Origin of the sequence: Streptomyces hainanensis, assembly GCF_004348415.1 — a bacterium.
GTDB classification, from domain to species: domain Bacteria; phylum Actinomycetota; class Actinomycetes; order Streptomycetales; family Streptomycetaceae; genus Streptomyces; species Streptomyces hainanensis.
Genome location: NZ_SMKI01000088.1, coordinates 1 through 19,583 on the forward strand (window position 1 = coordinate 1; position 19,583 = coordinate 19,583).

The 19,583-nt window shown below is 75.3% G+C and carries 16 protein-coding genes; 10 read left to right on the top strand and 6 right to left on the bottom strand.

Annotated features, from left to right (window positions below):
• Window positions 1-348: 348 nt before the first annotated feature.
• Window positions 349-558 carry a DUF1918 domain-containing protein gene (locus tag E1283_RS10850; protein WP_132817751.1) on the bottom strand — a complete coding sequence of 70 codons (210 nt, stop codon included), beginning with the start codon at window positions 556-558 and terminating at the stop codon, window positions 349-351.
• Between the two features lie 95 nt (window positions 559-653).
• The gene (locus E1283_RS10855) at window positions 654-1,577 is read right to left on the bottom strand and encodes a DMT family transporter (RefSeq protein WP_132817752.1); all 924 of its coding nucleotides are present in this window, start codon (window positions 1,575-1,577) and stop codon (window positions 654-656) included.
• On the opposite strand from E1283_RS10855, the gene E1283_RS10860 reads away from it, so the two are divergent.
• Together E1283_RS10860 and E1283_RS10865 are read left to right on the top strand one after the other, a co-directional pair.
• Entirely contained in the window at window positions 1,576-3,048 is a 1,473-nt protein-coding gene (locus E1283_RS10860; RefSeq protein ID WP_132817753.1) for an aminotransferase-like domain-containing protein, read from the top strand. The two genes, E1283_RS10855 and E1283_RS10860, sit on opposite strands and share 2 nt — an antisense overlap.
• Before the next feature lie 84 nt (window positions 3,049-3,132).
• Window positions 3,133-3,693 (top strand): histidine phosphatase family protein, encoded by a 561-nt coding sequence (locus E1283_RS10865; RefSeq protein WP_132817754.1) that lies wholly within the window; start codon window positions 3,133-3,135, stop codon window positions 3,691-3,693.
• Here E1283_RS10865 and E1283_RS10870 read toward each other — a convergent pair.
• A complete protein-coding gene (locus tag E1283_RS10870) occupies window positions 3,653-4,243 on the bottom strand; it encodes a uridine kinase family protein (protein ID WP_132817755.1) in 591 nt (196 codons plus the stop codon). The two genes, E1283_RS10865 and E1283_RS10870, sit on opposite strands and share 41 nt — an antisense overlap.
• Before the next feature lie 377 nt (window positions 4,244-4,620).
• Between E1283_RS10870 and argC the strand changes: the two genes are divergently transcribed.
• The 5 genes from argC to E1283_RS10895 are packed head-to-tail and all read left to right on the top strand — an operon-like array spanning window position 4,621 to window position 9,571.
• The gene (gene argC / locus E1283_RS10875; protein ID WP_132817756.1) at window positions 4,621-5,649 is read left to right on the top strand and encodes an N-acetyl-gamma-glutamyl-phosphate reductase; all 1,029 of its coding nucleotides are present in this window, start codon (window positions 4,621-4,623) and stop codon (window positions 5,647-5,649) included.
• Window positions 5,646-6,797: a bifunctional glutamate N-acetyltransferase/amino-acid acetyltransferase ArgJ gene (argJ, locus tag E1283_RS10880; protein ID WP_132817757.1), complete on the top strand. Its 1,152-nt coding sequence runs from the start codon at window positions 5,646-5,648 to the stop codon at window positions 6,795-6,797. Before argC ends, argJ begins: the two co-directional genes overlap by 4 nt.
• Window positions 6,794-7,762, top strand: a complete 969-nt coding sequence (gene argB / locus E1283_RS10885; RefSeq protein ID WP_243744751.1) for an acetylglutamate kinase — start codon at window positions 6,794-6,796, stop codon at window positions 7,760-7,762. The genes argJ and argB overlap by 4 nt, the downstream gene beginning before the upstream one ends.
• Window positions 7,759-8,973 carry an acetylornithine transaminase gene (locus E1283_RS10890; protein WP_132817758.1) on the top strand — a complete coding sequence of 405 codons (1,215 nt, stop codon included), beginning with the start codon at window positions 7,759-7,761 and terminating at the stop codon, window positions 8,971-8,973. The genes argB and E1283_RS10890 overlap by 4 nt, the downstream gene beginning before the upstream one ends.
• Window positions 8,974-8,989: 16 nt before the next feature.
• Window positions 8,990-9,571, top strand: a complete 582-nt coding sequence (locus tag E1283_RS10895) for an arginine repressor (RefSeq protein ID WP_132817759.1) — start codon at window positions 8,990-8,992, stop codon at window positions 9,569-9,571.
• 39 nt (window positions 9,572-9,610) lie between these two features.
• Here E1283_RS10895 and E1283_RS10900 read toward each other — a convergent pair whose 3' ends face one another.
• Window positions 9,611-10,543: a 4-hydroxy-3-methylbut-2-enyl diphosphate reductase gene (locus E1283_RS10900; protein WP_132817760.1), complete on the bottom strand. Its 933-nt coding sequence runs from the start codon at window positions 10,541-10,543 to the stop codon at window positions 9,611-9,613.
• A 69-nt stretch (window positions 10,544-10,612) separates the two neighbouring features.
• Window positions 10,613-11,668, bottom strand: a complete 1,056-nt coding sequence (locus E1283_RS10905) for a polyprenyl synthetase family protein (protein ID WP_132817761.1) — start codon at window positions 11,666-11,668, stop codon at window positions 10,613-10,615.
• Between the two features lie 511 nt (window positions 11,669-12,179).
• Here E1283_RS10905 and argH point away from each other — a divergent pair.
• Complete coding sequence (gene argH / locus E1283_RS10910) at window positions 12,180-13,595, top strand: argininosuccinate lyase (protein WP_132817762.1); 1,416 nt, start codon at window positions 12,180-12,182, stop codon at window positions 13,593-13,595.
• Between the two features lie 66 nt (window positions 13,596-13,661).
• Here the strand turns inward: argH and E1283_RS10915 are convergent, their stop codons facing one another.
• Window positions 13,662-14,663 carry a Gfo/Idh/MocA family protein gene (locus tag E1283_RS10915; RefSeq protein WP_132817763.1) on the bottom strand — a complete coding sequence of 334 codons (1,002 nt, stop codon included), beginning with the start codon at window positions 14,661-14,663 and terminating at the stop codon, window positions 13,662-13,664.
• 134 nt (window positions 14,664-14,797) lie between these two features.
• Between E1283_RS10915 and E1283_RS10920 the strand changes: the two genes are divergently transcribed.
• Together E1283_RS10920 and E1283_RS37190 are read left to right on the top strand one after the other, a co-directional pair.
• Entirely contained in the window at window positions 14,798-15,649 is an 852-nt protein-coding gene (locus tag E1283_RS10920) for a DUF4132 domain-containing protein (RefSeq protein WP_132817764.1), read from the top strand.
• Window positions 15,646-19,583: hypothetical protein (locus E1283_RS37190; protein WP_165956084.1), on the top strand; the 3,938-nt coding region annotated here is incomplete at its 3' end. The genes E1283_RS10920 and E1283_RS37190, both read left to right, overlap by 4 nt.

The following is a 19,583-nucleotide window of genomic DNA, read 5'->3' on the forward strand; positions in this document are numbered from 1 at the left end:
CCCTTTTCGCCGCTCCGCGGGGCGGGCCGCCGGCCCGGTGTCGTGCCGGCTTCGTCGCGTACCGCGCGGCGGCCGGCTCGGGTCGGGGGTGTGCCCGCGTGCCGCCGACTGCCTCGGTGTGGCGGTCGCGGCCGCCCGGCGTCCCGGGGCGCCGTTCCCGTCCCTTTCGCCGTTTCTCGGGGCGGGCCGCCGGCCCGTGGGCCGTCGGTGGTGTGGCCGGACCGCGGTGGCCCGGCCGCGGGTGTGGTGTTCTTGGCCGGCTGCCGGCGGTCGGCTCCCGGCCAGACAGGGGCCGCCGCCTTCGGCGCGCCGCGTTTCGTGCGGGCGCTCATGCCTTCGGGTTCGGGGTCAGCCGCGTCCGAGGAAGCGGCGGCGCCTGGCGCCTCTGATCTCCGAGTCGGGGCCGGGGGACACGACGCTCTCGTGGCCGTCAGCCGACCGCACCCGGAAGGGGGGTTGGCCGTTTTCGCCGAGCACCTCGATGACCTCGGTGACCCGCTCGACGTCGCCCACGGTCCTGCCGTGCGTGATCATCCGGTCGCCTGTCTTCGCTCGCATCGGGATTCCCTCCCGTCGCCTCTCGCCGTTCTCGGGACGTGGGCAGGCTGTGATCCACGTCACCTCTTCCAGTCTACGTCGCGGTGCCCGAACCGTCAGCCGCGGGACCGTTGGGTGATCGCGATGCAGGCCAGCACGGCGAGCGCCGCCAGCGGCGCGGCCGGGGTGAGGGTCTCGTCCAGCAGCAGGACCGCCCAGAGGAGGGTGAGGAGCGGCTGGGCGAGCTGGAGTTGGCTGGCCCGGGCGATGCCCGCCCTGGCCAGGCCCCGGTACCAGACGGCGATGCCGAAGATCTGGGAGCCGGCCGCCACCCAGAGCAGGCCCGTGATCGAGCGGGCGGTCAGGTCGGCGGGCTCGGCGGACAGCGCCACCAGCAGCCCCGGAAGCGCGAACGGCAGGCTGGCCACGAGGCCCCAGCTCATCACCTGCCAGCCCGGCAGTTCGCGGGCCAGTCGGCCACCCTCGCCGTAGGCGGCGGCGCAGAGCAGCAGGGCCAGCAGGAGGTAGCCGTCGGCGCCGGTGGGGGCGCCGCCGTTCTGCTGGATCGCGAAGGCGACCACCACGCCGGCGCCGACCAGCGCCGCGGCCCAGAAGGTGCGGGACGGGCGGTTGCCGGTCCGCACCGTGGCGTAGCAGGCGGTGGTGATCGGCAGCAGCCCGACCACCACGGCGGCGTGCGAGGTCGAGGACGTCTGGAGGGCCAGCGTGGTCAGCAGCGGGAACCCCACCACGGTGCCGACCGCGACGGTGGCCAGGCTGGGCCAGTGGCGGCGCTCGGGGCGCGGGGCGCGGGTCACCGCCAGCCAGCCGACGGCGATCACGGCGCCCAGCACGACGCGGCCGCAGGTGAGTGTCCAGGGGCCGAGCCCGTCGAGGCCCCAGACGGTGCCGGGGAAGGTGAGCGAGAACGCGACGACCCCGAGGGCGGCGAGCGCGATGCCGCCGCGGTCTGTCACCGCCGGCTCCGGGGCCGGCACCGCTATCGAGCGGGGGGCGGTAGCGCTATTCTGATCCGTCATGGAACACGGTAGCAGTGAGCTGGAGCTGGCCGGGCTGCTGCGGCGGGATCTGGACCGCTACCGGCCGGGTGAGCGGCTGCCGTCGAGTCGGGAGCTGATGCGCCGGCACCGGGTCGGTCCCGGCACGGTCGCCAGGGCGCTGGCGACGCTGGCCGCCGAGGGCCTGGTCGTCACCCGGCCCGGTGCCGGCGCCTTCCGCGCCGGGCCGCGCGCCGCGGCCCCGCCGCGCGGCGACACGTCCTGGCAGCAGATCGCCCTGACCGCCGAGCCGTCCCCCGACGAGGTGCCGCGCACCGTGGACGCCGGGGGAGTACTGGCCACCCTCGACACCCCGCCGCCCGGCGTCATCGAGCTCAACGGCGGCTACCTCGCGCCCGCGCTGCGTCCCGAGCGGGCGCTGGCGGCCGCGCTCGCCAGGGCGGGGCGGCGGCCCGGTGCCTGGGAGCGCCCGCCGATGGCGGGGCTGCCCGAGCTGCGGGCCTGGTTCGCCCGGGAGATCGACGGCGGGGCCGGCACGGTCGGCGCGGCCGACGTGCTGGTCACCGCCGGCGGGCAGAGCGCCCTGACCACCGCGCTGCGCGCCCTCGCGCCGCCCGGCGCGCCGGTGTTGGTGGAGTCACCGACCTACCCGGGGATGCTGGCCGCCGCGCGGGCCTCGGGGCTTCGTCCGGTGCCGGTGCCGGTGGACGCCGACGGGGTACGCCCCGAGCTGCTGCGGCGGGCGTTCGAAGCCAGCGGGGCCCGGGTGTTCGTCTGCCAGCCGCTGTTCCAGAACCCGACCGGGGCGGTCCTCGCGCCGGAGCGGCGCGGCGAGGTGCTCGCGGCGGCGCGGGCCGCCGGCGCCTTCGTGATCGAGGACGATTTCGCCCGGCTGCTCGGCCACGAGGACGCCGGCCCGCAACCGCCCAGCCTGGCGGCCGAGGACCCCGACGGCACGGTGGTGCACGTCCGTTCGCTCACCAAGGTGACCTCCGCCAGCCTGCGGGTCGGGGCGCTGGCGGCGCGCGGCCCGGTGGCCGAGCGGCTGCGGGCCATCCAGATCGTCGACAGCTTCTTCGTGCCCCGCCCGCTCCAGGAGACCGCGCTCGAACTCGTCGGTACCCCCTCCTGGAGTCGTCATCTCCGCACGGTGGCGCGGGAGTTGCGGGAGCGGCGGGAGGCGATGGTCCGGGCGCTGGCGGCCGGGCCCGCCGGCCCGGTGCCGGCGCCGCGCGGCGGCTACCACCTGTGGCTGCCACTGCCGCCCGGCGCCGACGAGGCGGGACTGGCCGCCGCCGCGCTGCGTGCGGGGGTCGCCGTCGCGCCCGGTCGTCCCTACTACGCGGCCGAGCCGCCGGCGCCCCACGTCCGCCTCAGCTTCGCGCCCGCCGCCGGGCTCGCCGAACTCGTCGAGGGCGTACGAAGGTTGGGCGTCGGCTGGCGTGAGTGCTTCGCCTCCGACCCGGATGAGGGGCTGCCCCGCGCCCCGTGACGGCGCACGGCGGTCGCCCGGAACGCCCGTGAGATTTACGTCACCGTTGTGGTGCGGTTATTCGAGTCCTCGTACGATCGCGCCATGCTGGTCACGCTGATCGCCGCAGCACGCAGCTCCACCCTGCTCGACGCCCGCTTCGGTGATGACCGCCCACTCGACACCGCCGGTTGGCGCGAGTTGGAGCGCGCCATTCCGGCCCTGCTGCCGTTGGCCGCGGCCGAGCTCCGCTACTGCTCGCCGACCCCGGGAAGCCGGCAGACCGGGGAGGCCATCGGCCTCGCCCCGCTCGCCCAACCGGCCCTCCGCGACTGCGACATGGGGCGCTGGAGCGGGCTCACTCTACAGGAGGTCACGGCGCGCGAGCCGGGCGCGGTCGACGTCTGGCTCTCCGACCCGCGCTCCGCGCCGCACGGCGGGGAGCCGCTGCTCTCCTTCGTCGCCCGGGTGGGCGGCTGGCTCGACACCCGCCCCATCGACGACGACGGCCGGGTGGTGGCCGTCACGGAACCCTCGGTGATCAGGGCCGCGATGCTCTACGCGCTCAAGGCGCCGCCGCTGTCGTACTGGCGCACCGAGGTGCACCCGCTGTCGGTGGTCAGCCTCAGCGGCGGGCGGGGTCGCTGGAGCCTCCGCCTCGGCTGACCGCCGTCGCGGCCCAGACGCGCTCGGCCAGCGCCGCCGCCGGCAGTTCGCCGTCGACCACCAGATCGCAGGCGGCGCGCGCCGGTTCGACGTGCCGGGCGAAGGCGGCGCGGCGCAGGTTCAGGTAGTTGGCCAGCAGCACGGCGACGGGGAAGTCGCCCCGCACACACTGCCGGTGGATCTTGCGGGCCAGCCGTAGGTCGGCCGCGAGGTCGACGAAGACGTCGAGGCGTGGGCCCGCCGTCGCCGACGGGCGGCAGCGGAAGGCGAACATCCCCTCCACGATCACGGCGACCGGCCGCGGGGCGGCGGTGAGGGCGGCGTCGACGTCGGCGTCGAGCCTGGCGAAGTCCATCGAGCGCGGGTCGCCGACGTCGAGCCGCGGCAGGCCGTTCTCGTCCGGCAGCCAGCTGCCGTGCTCGCGCCCGGTGACGTAGTAGTCGTCGCCGTGCAGCATCCGCGCCGGTCCGGCACGGCCGGCGTGGCCGGCAAGGGCCGTCGCCAACGTCGTCTTGCCGGCGCCGGCGCCGCCGCTCAGGGTGATCAACACGGGCGCCCCCTCGGCGCCCGACCCTACCGGCGGGCGGGCCGGGGTTCGTGCCCGCCGGGCCCGGTGCCCGAGGGGATCGGTCCCCGGGTGTCCCACCCGATCGGATCGACTGCATACCGCACGACGAGATCGGGCAGGGAACATCCGCGTGGCCGTGCTTCCCCGCCGGTCTCGGGGCGCCCTGTCCGCGCGCCGTCCGGCACCGCCTTCCGTGCGGACACCGCAGGTGAGAAGCGTCACCACGGCCCCGTCCTCCGTCCCCCACCCGCGCCGGCCGGCCGGGGCGCCCGCTCTCACCGGCAGCGCGGGGCGCCGCGAGAACTCATTGCATAAAACTGTGGCGATGCGTATAGTCATGCTGTCCTAACAAGGAGGCGATGGCGTTGCGTGCTGCGGTGGCGGGAGCGAGTGGCTATGCGGGGGGCGAGATCCTGCGGCTGCTCTCGGGGCACCCGGAGACGGAGATCGGCGCGCTGACCGGGAACACCAGCGCCGGGCAGCGGCTGGAAGCGTCGCAGCCGCAGCTGCTGCCGCTGGCCGACCGGGTGGTCGAGGAGACCACCGCGGCCGCGCTGGCCGGCCACGACGTCGTCTTCCTCGCCCTGCCGCACGGCCACTCGGCGGCCGTCGCCGAGCAGCTCGGCGACGAGACGCTGGTCATCGACTGCGGCGCCGACTTCCGGCTCGCCGACGCGGCCGACTGGGAGCGCTTCTACGGTTCGCCGCACGCCGGCACCTGGCCCTACGGCCTGCCCGAGCTGCCCGGCGCCCGGGAGAAGCTGCGCGGCGCCCGGCGGATAGCCGTGCCCGGCTGCTACCCCACCGCCGTCTCGCTGGCCCTCTTCCCGGCCTACGCCGCCGGCATAGCCGAGCCGGAGGCCGTGATCGTGGCGGCCAGCGGCACCTCGGGCGCCGGCCGCTCGCTCAAGCCGCACCTGCTGGGCAGCGAGGTCATGGGCGCGATGAGTCCCTACGGCGTCGGCGGTGGCCACCGCCACACCCCGGAGATGATCCAGAACCTCTCGGCCGTCGCCGGCGAGCGGGTCACCGTCTCCTTCACCCCCACCCTCGCCCCCATGTCCCGCGGCATCCTCGCCACCTGCTCCGCCAGGGCCACGCCGGGCCTGACCGCCGCGCGGCTGCGCGAGGTCTACGCCGAGGCGCTGGCGGGCGAGCCCTTCGTCCGGCTGCTGCCCGAGGGCCGGTGGCCCACCACGGCCGCCGTCGCCGGATCCAACGCCGCGCTGCTCCAGGTCGCCCTGGACGAGTCGGCGGGCCGCCTGATCGTCATCAGCGCGATCGACAACCTCACCAAGGGCACCGCGGGCGGCGCGGTGCAGAGCATGAACGTCGCCCTCGGCCTCCCCGAGGAGCTCGGCCTTTCCACGATCGGAGTCGCGCCATGAGTGTCACCGCCGCCCGGGGATTCACCGCCGCCGGCGTCGTCGCCGGGATCAAGGAGAGTGGCGCGCCCGACCTGGCGCTCGTCGTCAACCAGGGCCCGAGCCGCGCCGCCGCCGGGGTGTTCACCGGCAACCGGGTCAGGGCGGCACCCGTGGTCTGGTCGGAGCAGGTGCTCAAGGGCGGCGCGGTCACCGCCGTCGTCCTCAACTCCGGCGGCGCCAACGCCTGCACCGGGCCGCTCGGCTTCCAGGACACCCACGCCACCGCGGAGCGGGTCGCCGCGGCGCTCGGCCACAGCGCGGGCGAGGTCGCCGTCGCCTCCACCGGCCTCATCGGCCTCCGGCTGCCGATGGACAAGCTGCTCCCCGGCGTCGACCGCGCCGCCGCCGAGCTCTCGCCGCACGGTGGCGAGAAGGCCGCCATCGCCATCAAGACCACCGACACCACCCACAAGACCGCCGTCGCCGAGGGCGCCGGCTGGACCGTCGGCGGCATGGCCAAGGGCGCCGGCATGCTCGCGCCGGGGCTCGCCACCATGCTGGTCGTCCTCACCACCGACGCCGACGTCGAGTCCGCCGCCCTCGACGAGGCGCTACGGGCCGCCACCAGGACCACCTTCGACCGGGTCGACTCCGACGGCTGCATGTCGACCAACGACACCGTGCTGCTGCTCGCCTCCGGCGCCTCCGGCGTGGTGCCCGAGCCGGTGGCCTTCGCCGAGGCCGTCAGGGCCGTCTGCGCCGACCTCGCCAGGCAGCTCGTCGGGGACGCAGAGGGGGCCTCCAAGGACATCAGGATCGAGGTCGTGAACGCCGCCACCGAGGACGACGCCGTCGAGGTCGGCCGCTCCATCGCCCGCAACAACCTGCTCAAGTGCGCCCTCCACGGCGAGGACCCCAACTGGGGCCGGGTGCTCTCCGCCATCGGCACCACCTCGGCCGCCTTCGACCCCGACCGGCTGGACGTCGCCATCAACGGGGTGTGGGTCTGCCGCCAGGGCTCGGTGGGCGAGGACCGCGCGCTCGTCGACATGCGCTACCGCGAGGTCACCATCACCGCCGACCTGTCCGCCGGCGACGCCTCCGCCGTCGTCTGGACCAACGACCTCACCGCCGACTACGTCCACGAGAACAGCGCCTACTCCTCATGACGACCACCGAGAACGGCGGCACCCGCAAACACACCGCCCTCCCCAAGGCCCGCATCCTCGTCGAGGCACTGCCCTGGCTGACCCGCCACCACGGCAGGACCGTCGTCATCAAGTTCGGCGGCAACGCCATGGTGGACGACGAGCTGAAGGCCGCCTTCGCCCAGGACGTCGTCTTCCTGCGGCACGCCGGTCTCCGGCCCGTCGTGGTGCACGGCGGCGGCCCGCAGATCAACGCCCAGCTCGACCGGCTCGGCCTCACCTCCGAGTTCCGCGCCGGGCTGCGGGTCACCACCCCGGAGACCATGGAGGTGGTCCGCATGGTGCTGGCCGGCCAGGTGCAGCGCGAGCTGGTCGGCCTGCTCAACCGGCACGGCCCGCTGGCCGTCGGCATGACCGGTGAGGACGCCCACCTGATGACCGCCACCAAGCGCTACGCCGACGTGGACGGCCAGCGCGTCGACCTCGGCCGCGTCGGCGAGATCACCGCGACCGACACCGGAGCCATCCGGGCCCTGCTCGACGACGGCCGCATCCCGGTGATCTCCTCCATAGCCCGCAGCGCCGACGACCACCACGTCTACAACGTCAACGCCGACACCGCGGCCGCCGCGGTCGCCGCCGCGCTCGGCGCCGAGACCCTGATGGTGCTGACCGACGTCGAGGGCCTCTACGCGGACTGGCCCACCAGCGACGAGGTGATCAGCCGGCTCACCGTGAGCGAGTTGGAGCGGCTGCTGCCCGAGCTGGCCAGCGGCATGGTGCCCAAGATGGAGGGCTGCCTCCACGCGGTGCGCAACGGGGTGAGCACCGCGCGGGTGATAGACGGCCGGGTGCAGCACGCCATCCTCCTGGAGATCTTCACCGACGAGGGCGTCGGCACCATGGTCGTGCCCGACCCCCCGGCCGCGCGGGACACCGCGGACGACGACGGAGCCAACGGAGAGGGGACGGGACAGCCGTCATGAGCACCGCAACGAACGAGGCCCCGGGCAACGACGCACTGAACGCGCGCTGGCGGGGTGCGCTGATGGACAACTACGGCACCCCCCGCGTCCCGATCACCCACGGCGAGGGCGCCAGGCTCTGGGACGCCGACGGCAAGGAGTACCTGGACTTCCTCGGCGGCATCGCCGTCAACTCCCTCGGCACCGGCCATCCGGCCGTGGTGCGCGCCGTCTCGGACCAGATCGCGCTGCTCGGCCACGTCTCCAACCTCTTCGTCGCCGAGCCCCCGGTGGCCCTCGCCGAGCGGCTGCTGACCCTGGCCGGCCGGCCGGGCCGGGTCTACTTCGCCAACTCGGGCGCCGAGGCCGTCGAGGCGGCCTTCAAGATCGGCCGGCTCACCGGCCGGCGCCACATGGTGGCCACCGAGGGCGGCTTCCACGGCCGGACCATGGGCGCCCTCGCGCTCACCGGCCAGCCGGCCAAGCAGGACGGCTTCCACCCGCTGCCCGCCGACGTCACCCATGTGCCGTTCGGCGACATCGAGGCGCTGCGGGCGGCCGTCACCACCGAGACCGCGCTGGTGATCGTCGAGCCGATCCAGGGCGAGAACGGGGTGGTCGTGCCGCCGGACGGCTACCTGGCGGAGGTCCGCGCCCTCACCCGGGCCACCGGCACCCTGCTGGTGCTCGACGAGGTGCAGACCGGCATCGGCCGCACCGGGCACTGGTTCGCCGGCCAGGCCCAGGGCGTCGAGGCGGACGTCATCACCCTGGCCAAGGGGCTCGGCGCCGGCCTGCCGATCGGCGCCACCCTCGCCTTCGGCGAGGCCGCGGAACTGCTCACACCCGGGAAGCACGGCTCCACCTTCGGCGGCAACCCGGTCTCCTGCGCCGCCGCCCTCGCGGTCCTCGACACCATCGAGTCCGAGGGGCTGCTCGAGCGGGTCAAGGCCGCGGGGGAGCGGCTGCGTGACGGTGTGTGGAATCTCGGACACCCGCTGGTCGACCGTGTCAGGGGTGCGGGCCTGCTGCTCGGTATCGTGCTCACGGAGCCGTTGGCCGCACAGGTGCAGCGGGCGGCTCAGCAGGCCGGATTCCTGGTCAACGCCGCCACCCCCGAGGTGGTGCGGCTCGCTCCGCCCCTGATCATCGGCGATGCCGAGGTGGACGCGCTGCTCGCGGCGCTGCCCCGGATCCTCGATGACGCGGACGCGTCAGCGGCAGCGAGCTGAGACCCGAAGGGGGAGCATGACCGACGAGCGGCAGCCCGTGGCGGCAGCGCAGAAGGCCGCGGGGCCCGGGGGATCGTCCGTGCCCCAGACCAGGACCGCCAGGCACCGGCGGATCGTGGAGATCCTCAACCGTCAGCCGGTGCGCTCCCAGAGCCAGTTGGCCAAGCTCCTCGCCGACGACGGACTGAGCGTCACCCAGGCGACGCTCAGCCGCGACCTCGACGAGCTCGGCGCGGTGAAGATCCGCAACTCCGGAGGAGAGCTGATCTACGCCGTGCCGAGCGAGGGCGGCTTCCGCACGCCGCGGGTGCCGCTCGGCGAGTCCGCCAAGGAGGAGCGGCTCGCCAGGCTCGCCGGCGAGCTGCTGATCTCCGCCGAGGCGTCCGCCAACCTCGTCGTGCTGCGCACCCCGCCGGGCGCCGCGCAGTTCCTCGCCTCGGCCATCGACCAGGCCGAGGTGCACGACATCCTGGGCACCATCGCGGGCGACGACACCCTGCTGCTGATCAGCCGGGAGGCCACGGGCGGGCAGTCGCTCGCCGACCACCTGCTCCGGCTGGCCCAGAAGCAGAAGGAGCCGGAGGAGTCGCTGGACTGACGGCGCGCCGTCCGCGCGGCGCCACCTGCGCCACCGGCGTCAGCCGGGCGCCAGCCGCCGTGGCATCGCGAACCGCAGCGTCTCGCGGGCCACCGGCACCTCCTCCACCTCCCGGTAGCCCCGCTCGGCGAGCGCGGCCACCAGCTCGCCCACCAGCACCTCGGGCACCGAGGCGCCGGCCGTGACGCCCACCGTGGCGACGCCGTCGAACCACTCCTCGGCGACCTCGGCGGACGTGTCGATCAGCCGGGCGGCCCGGGCTCCGGCGCGCAGCGCGACCTCCACGAGGCGCGCCGAGTTGGAGGAGTTGGCGGAGCCGACCACCAGCAGCAGGTCGCAGCGCGCGGCAATGGCCCGCACCGCGTCCTGCCGGTTCTGGCTGGCGTAGCAGACGTCGTCGCCCGGCGGATCGGCCAGCTCCGGCAGGCGGGCCCGCAGCGCCCGCGCCGTCTCGGTGACCTCGTCCACGGCGAGGGTGGTCTGCGAGAGCCAGACCACCCTCGCCGGATCGGCGATCGGCAACCGCTCGGCCTCCGCCGGCGACTCGACGACGTGGATGTGCTCCGGCGCGTGCCCGACCGTGCCGACCACCTCCTCGTGGTCCGCGTGGCCGATGAGCGCGATCTGGTAGCCGTCGGCCGCGAACCGCTCGGCCTCCCGGTGCACCTTGGTCACCAGCGGGCAGACCGCGTCGACCACCGTCAGCCGGCGCTCCGCCGCCTGCCGGTGCACGGCCGGGGCGACACCGTGCGCCGAGAACACGACGAGCGCGCCCTCCGGCACCTCGGTCAGCTCCTCGACGAACACCGCGCCGCGCGCCGCCAACTCCCGCACCACATGGGTGTTGTGCACGATCTGGCGACGGACGTAGACCGGCGGGCCGTGTTGCCGCAGCGCCTCCTCCACGGTGGCGACCGCGCGCTCGACGCCGGCGCAGAAACCGCGCGGTGCGGCCAGCAGTACCTTCCCCATCGGTGGTGCTTCCTCTCTCGGGGAGCTCTCGGCGGGTTTCCCGCGGTTGTCAGTGGTTGTCAGTGGTTGTCAGCGGTCACGGCGGCAGGCGAGGCGGGCCAGCGCGGCGAGCGCGGCGGCGGCCGGCTCGGACGGCGCCGCGGCGCGCAGGCACTCCAGGGCCTGCGCGAACTCCCGTTCCGCCGCCTCCTCGGCCCAGGCCCGGCCGCCGGCCTCGGCCACCAGGTCGGCGAGCCGGCCGATCTCGTCCGGCCCGGTCTCGGGGGCGCGCCCCGGGCCGTAGCACTCGGCGAGCCGGCGCCCGGCCGGGGTGCCCGAGTCCAGCGCGGCGACCACCGGCAGCGACTTCTTGCGGCTGGCCAGGTCGGCGCCGGCCGGCTTGCCGGTGACCGCCGGGTCGCCCCAGATGCCCAGCAGGTCGTCGACCAGCTGGAAGGCCATGCCCAGGTGGATGCCGAAGCGCCGCAGGGACTCGATCCGCTCCGCCGAACCCCCGCCCCACAGCGCGCCGAGGGCGCAGGAACAGGCCAGCAGCGACGCCGTCTTGCGCTCGGTCATGGCCAGGCACTCGGCGAGTGAGACGTGCGCCCGTTCCTCGAAGCCGATGTCGGTCTGCTCGCCCTCGATCAGCTGGGTGGTGGCGTCGGCCAGCCACCGTAATCCGGTGACCGTGCGGGTGCGGCCCGGCGGGTCCTCGGTGAGCACCCGGCTGGCCTGCACCAGCAGCGCGTCCCCGGCGAGCAGGGCCGCGGACGAGCCGAAGACCGCCCAGGCGGTGGCACGGTGCCGGCGCGTGGTGTCGCCGTCCAGGATGTCGTCGTGCAGCAGGGAGAAGTTGTGGACCAGCTCCACCGCGACCGCGGGGGCCAGCGCCTCCTCGGCGGAGGCGCCCACGGCCTCGGCGCAGCCGAACACCAGGGCGGGCCGCAGGGCCTTGCCGGCCGGTGCGGCGCCCGGCCGGCCGGCGCTGTCCGTCCAGCCGAAGTGGTAGGAGGCCACCCGGGCCACGGGCCCCGGCAGCCGGCCCACCCAGTGGCGGAGGCCGGGGTCGAGCAGCGCCCGGGTGCGGCTCAGGGCGGCGAGCGCGGTGGCCCGCTCGTCCGTCGTCTCGGGCAGTGTGGTCATGAGGGACCTCCGCTGGCTTCGGCGTTCCGGGGCTGGCCCGGCACGGACAACTGATGCGACGGGCAGGCTCGCCGCCGCGCGGTAACGGCCCTGCTCACGCGTTCGCCGCCGCGCGCCGGTGGCCTGCGCGGTGGGCGGCGATCGTGTTGTCAGCTTGGCCGCTTTCCCCGTGACGCGGGAACGGCGTGTTTTGCATCCGCCGCGCGCCGTTGAAAGGCAACGCGCGCCGTTGTCGTCCTGTTCGGCCGGGTTGACCAGGGGGTCTGCTCAGGCCAAAGGGGCAACGGAGCGCGCTCGCCCGCCGGTAATTCACTCGTGTGGGTGAGGTGAGTGGTGTGCTGGAAGGGACGTGTTCTGTTGGTGATTCGCCCGTAAGTCCTACCCGGCTAGGGTGGTTTGCCCAACCTTGTCGCTCGCTTTGACGAAGCATGCAGAGGTCTGCATACTTATACCGTCGGAGCGTCCGGCGAGATCGCGGTACGACGATCGCAGTACGACAGGAGTTGGCCAGGTGAACCAGGACGTCAGGCTCTGGGGCGGTCGTTTCGCGGACGGCCCGGCAGCCGCTTTGGAGAAGCTGAGCGCCTCGGTCCACTTCGACTGGCGGCTCGCCCCCTACGACATCGCGGGCTCCCGCGCCCACGCCCGGGTGCTGCACCGCGCCGGGCTGCTCACCGCCGACGAGCTCGACCGGATGCTGGCCGGGCTCGACCGGCTCGCCACCGACGTCGCCGACGGCTCCTTCACCGGCACCGTCGCCGACGAGGACGTGCACACCGCGCTGGAGCGCGGCCTGCTCGAACGGCTCGGCCCCGAGCTCGGCGGCAAGCTGCGCGCCGGCCGTTCGCGGAACGACCAGGTGGCCACGCTCTTCCGGATGTACCTGCGCGACCACGCCAGGATCATCGGGGGGCTGGTCGCCGACCTCCAGGACGCGCTGATCGGCCTCGCCGACGCCCACCCCGACGCGGCCATGCCGGGGCGCACCCACTTCCAGCACGCCCAGCCGGTGCTCTTCGCGCACCACGTGCTGGCCCACGTCCAGGCGCTCTCCCGGAACGCCGAGCGGCTGCGGCAGTGGGACGCGCGCACGGCCGTCTCGCCGTACGGCTCGGGAGCGCTGGCCGGCTCCTCACTCGGCCTCGACCCGGAGGCGGTGGCCGCCGACCTCGGCTTCGAGGGCGGTTCCGTGGCCAACTCCATCGACGGCACGGCCTCCCGCGACTTCGCCGCCGAGTTCGCCTTCGTCACCGCCATGATCGGCGTGGACGTCTCCCGGATCGCCGAGGAGATCATCGTCTGGAACACGAAGGAGTTCTCCTTCGTCACCCTGCACGACGCGTTCTCCACCGGCAGCTCGATCATGCCGCAGAAGAAGAACCCGGACATCGCCGAGCTCGCCCGCGGCAAGTCGGGGCGGCTCATCGGCAACCTGACCGGGCTGCTCGCCACCCTGAAGGCGCTGCCGCTCGCCTACAACCGCGACCTCCAGGAGGACAAGGAGCCGGTCTTCGACTCCTGCGACCAACTCGAGGTGCTGCTGCCGGCGTTCACCGGCATGCTGGCCACCCTCACCGTCAACGAGGAGCGGATGGCCGAGCTGGCCCCGGCCGGCTTCTCGCTGGCCACCGACATCGCCGAGTGGCTGGTCAAGCAGGGCGTGCCGTTCCGGGACGCGCACGAGATCGCCGGCGAGTGCGTCAAGGTGTGCGAGGCGGAGGGCATCGAGCTCGACCAGCTGACGGACGAGCAGTTCGCCAAGATCTCCCCGCACCTCACGCCGGAGGTCCGCACCGTCCTCAGCGTGTCGGGCGCCCTCGCCGCCCGCTCGGCCCGCGGCGGCACGGCCCCCTCGGCGGTCGCCGTCCAACTGGCCGACGCCAAGGCCGAGCTGGCCGGCCAGCGGGAGTGGGGCGCGGCCCGGTGACCCGCGGCGCGGCCCGGTGACCCGCGGCGCCTCGGGAACGGTCGGCCGCCCCCGAGGCGCCACCCGCTACTCGCCCGGGTAGCGCAGCCCGATGCGGGCGCGGGCCGCGTCCAGTGTCCGCATCACGGCCAGGCTGCCGTCGAGCGGCACCAGCGGCGACTCCAGGGCGCCGGCCCGCAGGCAGCGCGTCACCTCCGAGATCTGGTGGGCGAACGTGTCCGCAGGGCCCGGCTCGGCGAACTCCTCGGGCTCCCGGCCCGGCCGGTGCAGCACGAAGCGGTCGGCGAAGAAGAAGCCGCGCGGGAACTCGATCCGGCCGGCCGAACCGGTCACCGAGGCGGTCCGCGGCGTGTCCGCCACCAACGAGGTGGTCAGCGTCGCCACCGCGCCCGAGGCGAAGCCCAGCACCAGCCCGGTGTTGGTGTCCACCCCGCCCGTCAGCCGCGCCCAGGCCGCCACCTCGGTCGGCTCGCCCAGCAGCAACTGGGCGAACGAGACCGGGTAGACGCCCAGGTCGAGCAGCGCCCCGCCGCCGAGCGCCGGGTCGAGCAGCCGGTGCCCGGGATCGAGCGGGCCGCCGATCCCGAAGTCGGCCTGCACCGCCCGCACCTCGCCGATCGCGCCGTCCCGCACCAGCCCGGCCATCCGCCGGATGGCCGGGTTGCAGTACATCCACATCGCCTCCATCAGGAAGCGGTCCCGGCTCCTCGCCAACGCCACCAGCGACTCGGCCTCGGCGGCGTTCAGCGTGAACGGCTTCTCGCACAGCACCGCCCGACCGGCCTCCAGGCACGCACGCACCGCCGCGTGGTGCGCGTTGTGCGGCGTCGCCACGTACACCACGTCCACGCCGTCGTCCGCTGCCAGCTCCGCCCAACTCCCGTACGCGCGCGGAATGTCGAAGCGCCGCGCGAAGTCCTCCGCCGGGCCCTTCGCCCGCGAACCCACCGCGACCAGCTCGGCGTCCGGCATCCGCAGCGCGTCGCCCGCGAACCTGGATGCGATCGAACCCGTCGCCAGGATCCCCCAACGCACCGGCCGCACCCCGGTACCCGCCTCGTCCGCCATGTCTCTCCCGTCCGGTGACCCGGCGTCAGGGAGCGCCGCGTGGCCCGCCGTCGGGAGCGTCGCACTGCCGGGGGCCACTGTCAGTGGCTGCTTCTAGAGTCCTGATCATCGTAAGCACCACCAGGGAGATGGTCATGGGGTGGATCGGGGCCGGCGACTACGAGGTCGCGCTCGACGAGGCGGGCAGGGTCGTCTGCCGCAACAAGGCGGGGCGTCGGCTCAAGACGGTGCCCGCCAGGATCGCCGACGAGCCGGCCGTCGTCCAGCTGCGCCAGCTCGTCGAGTGGCTGGCGCGGCACGAGCGCGAGTGCGTCGCGACCGTCGAGCGCTGGATGATCAGGTCCCTGCCCGTGCCCGCCGCGGTCCTCGCCCGGGTCTGGCCCGACGCCGCCTGGCGGGCCGCCCTCCGCGACCTGGTCGTCACCGACACTTCCGGCGCCGTCGCCGGCTTCCTGCGTGACGCCGACCCGGAGCGCGGTATCGGCCTGGTCGACCTGGACGGCGACACCGTGCGCGTCCGCCCCGAGCTGCTCCGCATCCCGCACCCGGTCCTCCTCGACGACCTGGCGGAGCTCCGCGACTTCGCCACCGAGCTCGATCTCCGGCAGGGCATCGGCCAGCTGCATCGCGAGGTGTGGCGGCGCGACGGCGTCGACCCCGAGGCGGTCAGCGTCGACACCTTCGCCGGCGGCCGGTTCAAGCAGCTGCGCTTCCTCGCCGGCCGGGCCACCTCCCTCGGCTACCGGGTCCGCGGCGGTCAGGCCGTCTGCCCCGTCTTCGAGGCCGGCCGCACCGTCGAGGCCCGCGTCTGGCTCGGCGAGTACGAGGGCTACGAGGAGACCGAGACCGGGCCGCTCACCTGGAGCGACACGGCCGGGCGCGGGCTGCGCCTCGGCGAGGTCGGCCCCGTCGCCTGGTCCGAGGGCCTGCGGATGGCCGCCGCGCTCCACGCCGGCCGCGAGATCGAGAAGGAGAAGGACAAGTGAGTGACGCCACCGCCCTGGACGCCGGCGCGATCCTGGTGCCCGACAGCCACGACGGGGCCGACGCGGACGGGCTGACCGCCCGCGTCTACACCCACCCCGTCCTCGACGACCGGCGGCTCGTCCGGCTCGTCCCCGAGACGCTCGGCGCGGCCGAGGACCTCGCCCTGGACTTCCTGGGCCTGCGCCGCGACGGCGAGGCCCCGGTGGTCGGCCAGGTCCGCCGCGAGACCCTCGGCTTCCCCGCCTGGGCCCTGGTCAACGACCCGGCCAACGGGCACCACGCCCTCGCCCTCGTCCGCGACATCGAGCGGCTCGCCCGGCTCGCCGGGTCCCGCGCCGGCCACGCCAGGGAAGGCTTCGAGGAACTCGGCGAGCGCCTCGGCCGCTCCGTGCCGCACTTCCTGCCCACCTTCTACGAGCAGGCCGCCCGCGCGTTCCTCGCCGTCGAGAACCCCCGGTACGCCGCCGCGTTCTTCGGCCGCGCCCGCACCGCCGAGCGGGCACACGGCCTCACGGTGGACGAGGCCAGGCAGCGCGCCGTCTTCCTGGAGTTCGCCTTCGCCGGCGCGCTCACCGCCAAGGAGCTCAAGGAGCACGTCAGGGACCTCACCGGGCGGCTGCCCGCCGCCCAGGCATGGGCCGAGTTCCGGCAGTTGACGGTCGAGCGGTGCGCCGCCGGCCTGCCGCCCTACGCTTCCTTCCCCCAGGACAGCCGCCGGCTGATCAAGGCCGCCGGGCTCGACCCGGCCGCCGAGGAGCGCGAACTGCTCGCCGAACTGCTCGGCTCCCCGGCGATCGTCCGCGCCCCCCGCTCCTTCTGGACCGGATACCGCGAAGCCCTCGCCGCCCTGGGCCGCGAGCGGCTCGACATCCGCCGCCGGCTGCTCGACATCCTCCCCAGCAGCCTCGCCGCCGAGGACGGGGGAGACGAGCTCTGGCTGCGGCTGCTGGCCGAGACCCAGGCCGAGACCCTGCTCACCGCCCAGCCGCCGGTGGCCGGCGTGGCCGCCGCCGACTGGCTCTCCCGCTGGGCCGGCCACCTCGGCCGCGGCTGGCGCGGCCCCCGCCACTCACCCGGCAGCTACGCCCTGGCCCACCGGATGGCGCCCCGGCTGCGCGCCGACGGCACACCGGTCGCCCTCGTCCAGCACCACGGCTGGCGCGGCGGCACCGACCTCGAACTGCTCGACCTCTGCCTCGCCGAGAACATCCCGGTGGCCGACCCGGCCCACCGGCCCAGGTTCGACCTGGGCAGCTGGCTCCAGGCCCCGGCGAGCGACCGCCGCGACCTGGCGGCCCTCGCCGCCGACCCCCGGTTCGCCCCCGCCCTGTCCACCGTCGTCGGCGAGACCGGCGGCCGGCGGGACGCCGAGGCGCTCGGCGCCGTCGTTGCCCACCCCGTGCTGCGCGGCGTCCTGCGGGAGTGGCTCGGCGCCCGCGTCGAGGAGTTCGTCGCCGCCCCCGGCCTGCCGGCCGCCCGCACGGCCCTCGACGCGCTGCTGCCGTTCGGCGCCACCGTCGCCGAGGTCCACCCCGAGGCGCTGGCCCGACTCGCCGCCCACCGGCTCGGCCCCGTCCTCGGCCGCACGCTGCGCGCCGGGATCTTCGACGAACTGGGCTGGCCCGCCCTCGAAGAGGCCGTACGGCTCCTCGGCGAGCCGAGCGGCCAGGGCCACCAGCGGCAGTACACCGTCCACGAGGCGTGGCCCGCGCTGATCGTCGGCACCACCACCCGAGCCGTCGTCGTCGGTCCGGAGGGCGTCCTGCTCGAACACGAGCTCCGGATCCCCGACCAACTCCACTGGCAGCAGCCCGCCTTTCGCTACGTCGACGGCCAACTCCTGGTCACCTGGTGGCACGGGGGCGAGCAGCGCGCCTACTGGTCGGCCAGCCCCGCCGAGGTCTTCGGCCTCGGCGGGACACGAGCCGGTGGCTGGCACCGCCCCAACACCGCCGTCACCCTGGCCCTGCCGGGCGGCGGCCGCGCCACCGGCACCCGGCCCCTGCACGCCGGCGACACGGCGCTCCCCGAGGAGCGGGCCGTCCTCGGCGACAGCACCGGCCACTGGTCCCTCGACACGGACGACCGGCGGTCCGTCTGGCGGGAGTACGACCCGACGAGCGGCGCCGAGGGCCGCGCCTCGCTGCCGGCGTTCCTGGCCGGCGCCGTCGCCGACGGCGCGCAACTGCTCACCGAACACTGCTCCGTGCTCCCCGTGCCCGCCGGTCTCGCCGACACCCCGCTCGGCACCGACGGCCGCCAGCTCGGCTGGTGGGTCCGCGCCGAACAGGACGGTGCGGTCCTCAGGGCCGGCTCCCCGGACGGCCGCACCGTCACCCTCACCGGAGACGGCCCCCGCCGGATCCCCGTCGGCGCGCCCCGGCTCCCCGGCGGAGCCGAACCGGTCCTCGCGGTCCACGGCGGCGACCTCGCCCTCTTCGAGACGGGCGCCCACCGGGTCCACGGCATGCTGGGCAGCGCCGTCCAGGGGCAGCCGGGCGGCGAGTTCGCGGCCGGCACCCGGCTGGTCGCCCCGGCCCCCTTCTGGCACCTGCTGCGGCCCCGCGACGAGGCCGGATCACGCGCCCTGCGCGCCCTGACCGACGAGGCCGCCGAGCGGCTGATCACCGCCGTCGCCGACGCCGAGGCGGAGCAGCGCGGCATCCAGTTGGCCGCCAGGGAGGCGGGCCGAGAGATCCCCGCCGCCGAGTACCGCCGCGCCCAGGACGAGGCCGTCGCCACCGCCGTCGCCCGGGTCCTGCCCGAGCTCACCGACCCGGCGCTGCGCCTCGGCGTCGCCGGCATCGTCCGGCACACGGTTCGGCAGGCCGCCTCGGCCGCCCGGCTCGCCACCCCGAAGACCCCGAACGCCGCCGACCGCGACCAGGCCATGTTCGAGGACTACCGGCCGCCGCACGGCGACAACGCCACCCTGCTGCACGCCGTCCACGGGCTGGTCGCCCCCGGGCCGCGCGTCCCCTACCACCAGTCCTCCTCGTGGGCGGTGCTCCAGCAGATCCGCGCCGCGGGGCGGGTGCTGGCCGGCGAGCCCGCCACCGGCCGGCCGCTGCCCGCCCGCTACCGCACCGAACCGCTGCCCGCCGGCTGGACGACGGACGAGCGCACCACCCCCGCACACAACCTCGACTGGACGCCGCTGCTCGCCTCCCAGCACGCCCTCGCCCACCGGGCCACCGGCCAACTCGCCGCCGACGCCGGGCGCGAGGCCCTGCTGCTGCTCCTCCAGGCCCTGGCCGAGGGGCCGCTCGCCGGCCGGGGAGCGCTGCGCCGGCTGGTGCTCGTCGAGAAGGGTGTGAACGCCAGGCGCGGCGGCCAGGTGCTGCGGCACGGCGACCGCACCGTGGTCATCCTGGGCGCCCAGCGCGAGGACCGGGAGACCGACCGCACCCACTGGCTCGCCCTCGACCACGACCCGACCGGCGCCTTCGGCCCCGTGGCGCCGTTCACCCTCACCGGGGAGCGCGACTTCACCGGCCGGCCCGCGCCGGCGCTGCTGACCGAGGTGGTCCGGCTGGTCAGGGAACGCGGCCCGGTTCCGTGGCGCCCCGAGCCGGCCGCCGACCTCGCCGCCCGCACCGGGCTCGGCCCCGCCCAGGCCGCACTGCTGCTCGCCGGGCTGCCCCACGAGCCCACCGCCGACACACTGGCATCACTCGGCCTCAAGCCCAAGCAGGCCGAACACGCGGGCGAGTTGCTCGCCGCCCTGGACACCCGGGGCCTGGCGGCGGTGATCGGCGCCCTGCTCCCGGGCGAGCCGGCCACGGCCTGGGCCGAGGGCCCCGACACGAACGCCGCGACCAACGCCTGGCGCGGCCGCTTCGGCGACCGCCACCTGGTGCCCGAGGAGGCCATAGCCCAGCTCGGCCTCGTCCCCGACGCCGCCACGGCCGTGCTCAACCCGCCCCACACCTG